General features: G+C 64.4%; 5 protein-coding genes. 1 reads left to right on the top strand and 4 read right to left on the bottom strand.

Features of this window, described 5'->3' with window-relative positions; translation table 11 throughout:
* From VMR03_RS07110 to hflK, 4 genes are read right to left on the bottom strand one after another with little or no spacing between them, the layout of a single operon-like run.
* The gene (locus VMR03_RS07110; protein ID WP_325403658.1) at positions 1-1,506 is read right to left on the bottom strand and encodes a DegQ family serine endoprotease; all 1,506 of its coding nucleotides are present in this window, start codon (positions 1,504-1,506) and stop codon (positions 1-3) included.
* A gap of 59 nt (positions 1,507-1,565) precedes the next feature.
* Entirely contained in the window at positions 1,566-1,751 is a 186-nt protein-coding gene (locus VMR03_RS07105; protein ID WP_325403656.1) for a DUF2065 domain-containing protein, read from the bottom strand.
* A gap of 10 nt (positions 1,752-1,761) precedes the next feature.
* Positions 1,762-2,646: a protease modulator HflC gene (gene hflC / locus VMR03_RS07100; RefSeq protein WP_325403654.1), complete on the bottom strand. Its 885-nt coding sequence runs from the start codon at positions 2,644-2,646 to the stop codon at positions 1,762-1,764.
* Positions 2,643-3,791 carry an FtsH protease activity modulator HflK gene (gene hflK, locus VMR03_RS07095; protein WP_325403652.1) on the bottom strand — a complete coding sequence of 383 codons (1,149 nt, stop codon included), beginning with the start codon at positions 3,789-3,791 and terminating at the stop codon, positions 2,643-2,645. The genes hflC and hflK overlap by 4 nt, the downstream gene beginning before the upstream one ends.
* Before the next feature lie 164 nt (positions 3,792-3,955).
* On the opposite strand from hflK, the gene VMR03_RS07090 reads away from it, so the two are divergent.
* The gene (locus VMR03_RS07090) at positions 3,956-5,104 is read left to right on the top strand and encodes an Mrp/NBP35 family ATP-binding protein (protein WP_325403650.1); all 1,149 of its coding nucleotides are present in this window, start codon (positions 3,956-3,958) and stop codon (positions 5,102-5,104) included.
* Positions 5,105-5,392 lie beyond the last annotated feature (288 nt).

The following is a 5,392-nucleotide window of genomic DNA, read 5'->3' as shown; positions in this document are numbered from 1 at the left end:
CTACTTCAGCGGCAAAGCCACGAAGCGCGGGGCGCCGCCGCTCAGGAGGCGCAGCAGCACTGAGGTGCGGCCCGCCTTCTTCTCGACGGCGATGGCGGCGAGGACCTGTTTCGGCGTCTGCACGTCCGATTGGCCGACGCGGATGATGATGTCGCCCGGGCGGATGCCTTTATCGGCAGCGTCGCTCGACGGTTCCACATCGGCGACGAGGACGCCCTTTGCATCCGCACCGAGTTTGAAGTGTTCGCGAATGTCCGGCGTGATCGCGACGAGATCGAGGCCGAGCGCCTGCGTCTTCTCCATCTCCGGCGGCTTCTTGACTGGCGTATCCGTCTCAGCCTTATCGCTGTCGGGAAGACGGCCGACCGTCACCGTCAGGCTCTTCTCCTTGCCGGCCCGCAGAACCTCGATCGTCGCGTTCTTGCCGATATCGGTCTCCGCGACGATGCGCGGCAGGTCGCGCATCTCGCGAATCTTTTGCCCGTCGAAGCCGACCACGAGATCGCCGGTCTCAATGCCGGCGGCTTCCGCAGGGCCACCCGGCATCACGCCCGCGATGAGTGCGCCATGCGCCTCCGGCAGGCCGAGCGTCGAAGCGATTTCCGGCGTCACAGACTGGATGCGCACGCCGATCCAGCCGCGGCGGATTTCGCCGTATTTCAGGATTTGCGCCAGCACCGGCGCGATGGTGGACGACGGCGTCGCAAAACCGATGCCGACGGATTCGCCAGACGGCGAGATGATCGCCGTATTCATGCCGATCACCTCGCCGTTGAGCGCGAAGAGCGGTCCGCCGGAATTGCCGCGATTGATCGCGGCGTCCGTCTGAATGAAATCGTCGTAATTGCCGGCGTGGATGTCACGGTTCAGCGCCGAGACGATGCCCGCCGTCACGGTGCCGCCGAGGCCGAAAGGATTGCCGATCGCCATGACCCATTCGCCGACCCTGATCTTGCGTGAGTCGCCAAGCTTCACATAGGCCAGCGGCAGCTTCGTTTCGACCTGCAGAACGGCGATGTCGGTCTTGTCGTCGCGGCCCTTGAGCTTCGCCGGCAGGGTCGTGCCGTCGGAAAAGGTGACATCGATCTTGTCGGCGCCGTCGATGACGTGATTGTTCGTGAGAATGATGCCGGATGGATCGACCACGAAGCCGGAGCCGAGCGACTGCACCTTCTCAGGCTGGCCGGGTATTGCGGGTGCTTCCTGCCCGAAGGGATTGGGCGAATCGCCGTCGCCATCGCCGCCGCTGTCGTCGTCATCGCCCTGGTCGCCATTGTCTTGGCCATTGTCCCCGTCGCCCTGCTCGTCCGCACCCTCTTCCCCGGTGCCGGTGACGGTCTGCGTGGTCGAGATATTGACGACGGCCGGCGACAGGGTCGCGGCAAGATCGGCAAGGTTCTGCGGTATGATGCGCGCCTCGGCGGGCGCGGCGGAAGCGCTGGCGAGAAGGAACGCAAAAACCGCGGGCCTAATCCATCCCTGGAGCAGAATCCGAACCCGCCGCATCGACCGTCGCTCCTCATCCCATACCGCGAGCCCATGTCGCGTGAGGCCGCCCGTTCCGGCTAGCCTCGCACAAGCCAGACGACCACAACCCCCATGACGAGCGCAAGCAGGCCCGTGCTCCGAAGAACGAGATCCGGTTGCGTCCCGATGGAAGCCAGAGCGCGACGCATGACGCTCGGAAAGGCCGCGTAAAGCGCACCCTCGATCGCCAGCACAAGGCCAAGCGCGGAGAAAAGCTCGGTCAACTCGGCCTCCTCAGCGCTTCGGCGCCGCCCCGCTCTCGTTTCCGAAGTAGCTGAAGAACTCCGAATCGGGCGCCACGACCATGGTCGAATTATCGCCCTTCAGGCTCTTCTTGTAGGCCTGCATCGAGCGATAGAAGGCGAAGAACTCAGGATCCTGGCCGAAAGCGTCGGCATAGACCTTGTTCTGCGTCGCATCGCCCTCGCCGCGCACGATCTGGGCATCGCGCTCGGCATCGGCCAGCAACACGGTCACGTCGCGGTCCGCCTTGCTGCGGATACGCTGCGCCTGTTCCTGACCCTGAGCGCGGATTTCAGCCGCTTCGCGTTCGCGCTCCGTCTGCATGCGCCGGAAGATCGCCTGGCTGTTCGCTTCCGGGAGATCGGCGCGGCGAATGCGCACATCGACGATTTCGATGCCGAGCTCGGCGGTCGCCTTGCTGAAGTTCCCCTGAATCTTGCGCATCAGGCCCGCACGGTTGTCGCGCACGAGCGCCTCGAGGCTGTTGTCGCCGAGCGTGTTGCGCAGGGCGGAGCCGAAGCTCGGCTGCAACCGGGCCTCCGTGAGGCGCGGATCGCGGACGGCCTGATAGAACTTCAGGGCATCGACGATGCGATAGCGGGCGAAGGCATCCACCACCAGACGTTTCTGGTCGGACGCGATGATTTCCTCGGTCGGAGATTCCAGATTGAGGAGACGCTTGTCGATATAGACGACGTTCTGGACGAACGGCGCCTTCACATAGAGGCCAGGTTCCGTGATCGCCTGCCCGACCGGACGGCCGAACTGAAGAACCAGCGCCTGCTGCGTCATGTCGACCGTGAAGAGCGACATGTAACCGATGACGGCGAGAAAGGCGGCCGCGACGAGCGCACCGATACCCATGGATCTGTTCATGGCCGTCCCTCCGTGCCGGAGCCGGTCGACGACGATCCGGATGCATCGGACGAACCGCTCAATGCCGCCGGTGGAATGGGCTTCAATCCCGACAGAGGCAAATAGGGCATGACGCCGTTCGAGCGGCTCGGATCGACGATCACCTTGTTGATACCGCCGAGCACGTCTTCCATCGTCTCGATATAAATACGCCGACGTGTCACGTCCTTGGCCTTCTTGTATTCGTTGTAGATCAGGAGGAAGCGTTTTGCCTCGCCTTCGGCCTCGGCGACGATCTGCTGACGATAGGCGTCGGCCGACTGCGTGATCTGCGACGCTGCACCGCGCGCCTTTGGCACGACCGTGTTGGCATAGGTGTTCGCTTCGTACTGGAGACGCTCCTGGTCGGCGCGCGCGGCCTGCACGTCGCGGAAAGCGTCGATCACTGCGGCCGGCGGATCGACCTTCTGCAATTTGACTTCGGTGATGACGATGCCGGCGCCATAGGCGTCAAGCGCCTGCTGCATGAGGTCGCGCACCTTCGCCTGCACCTCGCCGCGGCCCGTCGTCAACAGAACCTGGATATTCGACTGGCCCACCACTTCGCGCATGGCGCTCTCGGCCATCGCCTTCACGGCGCGGTCCGGTTCCTCGACCTTGAAGAGGTAATCCGTCGCATCCTTGATGCGCCAGAAAACCGAGAAACTGATGTCCACGATATTTTCGTCGCCGGTCAGCATCAGCCCTTCCTCGGTGGAGGGCCGGCCGGCTTCGGCGGTACCGATATCCGTACGATTGACGCGCGTGACGGTCGGCGTCGCGACATATTCAATCGGGTAGGGGAACTTGAAATGCAGACCCGGCTGCTCGATGCGCACAAACTTGCCGAAACGCAGCACGATACCCTGCTGGTCGGTGTCGACGCGGAAGACCGAACTCGCCACCAGCGCGACCAGGACGACGAGGCTCAGAATGAGAATGGGGCCGCGCGTGCCGCCGGTCCCACCTGGAAGGATTTCGCGGAACTTGTCCTGCCCGCGCCTGATCAACTCGTCGAGGTCCGGCGGCTGCTTTCCGCCACCCGAGGGGCCCTGCCCCCATGGACCACGATTTCCACCTCCCCCGCCCTGCCAGCCGCCACCGCCGTTCTGATTACTCCAGGGCATCAAGTGTCCTTCGTATGGGGAAATTGCCGATATTGGTTTTTATTCTTATCGGGGTTTATATGACACTCACCCCCGGGGCGCAACGCGCCCCGCCCCGGTCGCGCACCCCTTTCGCGCGACCACCGCACTAGCAATGTGGGGATTGCGACAGCTCAGGACAAGCCATGAATCGCGCCACAAGAGACGACATTATCGAGACGCTTTCGGGCATCGTCGATCCCGCAAGCGGCAGGGATGTGGTCTCCGCCGGCCTCGTTCAAGGCCTGGTCGTCAGGGATGGGCATGTCGGCTTCAGCATCGAGGTCGCGCCCGAGCGGGGTCCGGCGTCGGAACCCCTGCGCAAGCAGTGCGAGGACCAGGTGCGCAAACTCCCCGGCGTGCTCAGTGTCACCGCCGTCCTGACGGCGCATCGCGACCAGCCGGCCGGCCGGCCCGCCCCGGATCACTCGCATGCCGGGCACTCACACGCCGAACCGCGCAAACCGGCGCCCCAGGGCGCGCCTCTCAATGTACCCGGCATCGCCGCCATCGTCGCGGTCGCGAGCGGCAAGGGCGGCGTCGGCAAATCGACGGTCGCCGTCAATCTCGCGCTCGGCCTCCTGAAGCTCGGCCGCCGCGTCGGCCTTCTCGACGCCGACGTCTACGGCCCGTCCATTCCGCGCATGCTCGGCCTCACCGGCAAGCCGGAAGTCACGGAAAAGAAGAAGCTGAAGCCGAAAACCAATTACGGCCTCAAGACCATGTCGATCGGCTATCTCGTCCCGGAAGACACCGCCGCGATCTGGCGCGGGCCGATGGTTCAGTCGGCGCTGACGCAGATGCTCGGCGACACCGAATGGGGCGAGCTCGATGTGCTGATCGTCGACATGCCGCCTGGCACCGGCGACGCGCAGCTCACCATGGCGCAGCGCGTGCCGCTCACCGGCGCCGTCGTCGTTTCGACGCCGCAGGAGATCGCGCTGATCGACGCGCGTAAGGGTTTCGCCATGTTCGAGAAGACGCATGTGCCGGTCTTCGGCATCGTCGAGAACATGGCCTATTTCGTCAGTCCCGGCACGGGCGAGAAATCCTACATCTTCGGCCAGGGCGGCGCGCGGCGCATGGCGGAGACGCTGGGCTGCGATTTCCTCGGCGAAGTGCCGCTCCATATGTCGGTGCGCGAGACGTCGGATGCCGGCACGCCGATCGTCGCGACGGCGCCGGAGAGCGAGGAAGCGAAAGTGTTCATCGAGATCGCCCGGCGCGTCGGCGAACACATCGACAAGGCGCTCGGCGCGAACGCGCGCAAGGCGCCGAAGATTTCCGTCGAGTAAGGCTCACCATAAATTCAATGTCATCCCGGTGCTCGTCACCGGGATCCATGGACTCGCAATATAATACCGCGTCCGATGGGTCCCGGGAATAAATCCCGGGACGACATCCTCATTTATTGCCGTCTGCTGAAGCCCTCACCGACCCGCTTTGATCGTGATCGTCGTTTCCGAGCCGTCCGCCGCCGCGACCTTCCAGCTATCGCCGACCTTGCGATCCTCGTTCGCGGCGCAGAAGGGCTTGGCGCCCGCCGCCGGCGGAGGCGTCGTCTGGGTGTAGCAGGTCTCGCC

This window comes from Parvibaculum sp., assembly GCF_035511255.1.
GTDB lineage: Bacteria > Pseudomonadota > Alphaproteobacteria > Parvibaculales > Parvibaculaceae > Parvibaculum.
The sequence above is the reverse complement of the archived record's forward strand: the minus strand, read 5'-3'. Positions and strand labels throughout refer to the sequence as shown.

Excerpts from the sequence above, each read along its gene's own strand:
- VMR03_RS07110 (WP_325403658.1), bottom strand. The coding sequence starts at position 1,506 with ATGCGGCGGGTTCGGATTCTGCTCCAGGGATGGATTAGGCCCGCGGTT.
- hflC (WP_325403654.1), bottom strand. The coding sequence starts at position 2,646 with ATGAACAGATCCATGGGTATCGGTGCGCTCGTCGCGGCCGCCTTTCTC.
- hflK (WP_325403652.1), bottom strand. The coding sequence starts at position 3,791 with ATGCCCTGGAGTAATCAGAACGGCGGTGGCGGCTGGCAGGGCGGGGGA.
- VMR03_RS07090 (WP_325403650.1), top strand. The coding sequence starts at position 3,956 with ATGAATCGCGCCACAAGAGACGACATTATCGAGACGCTTTCGGGCATC.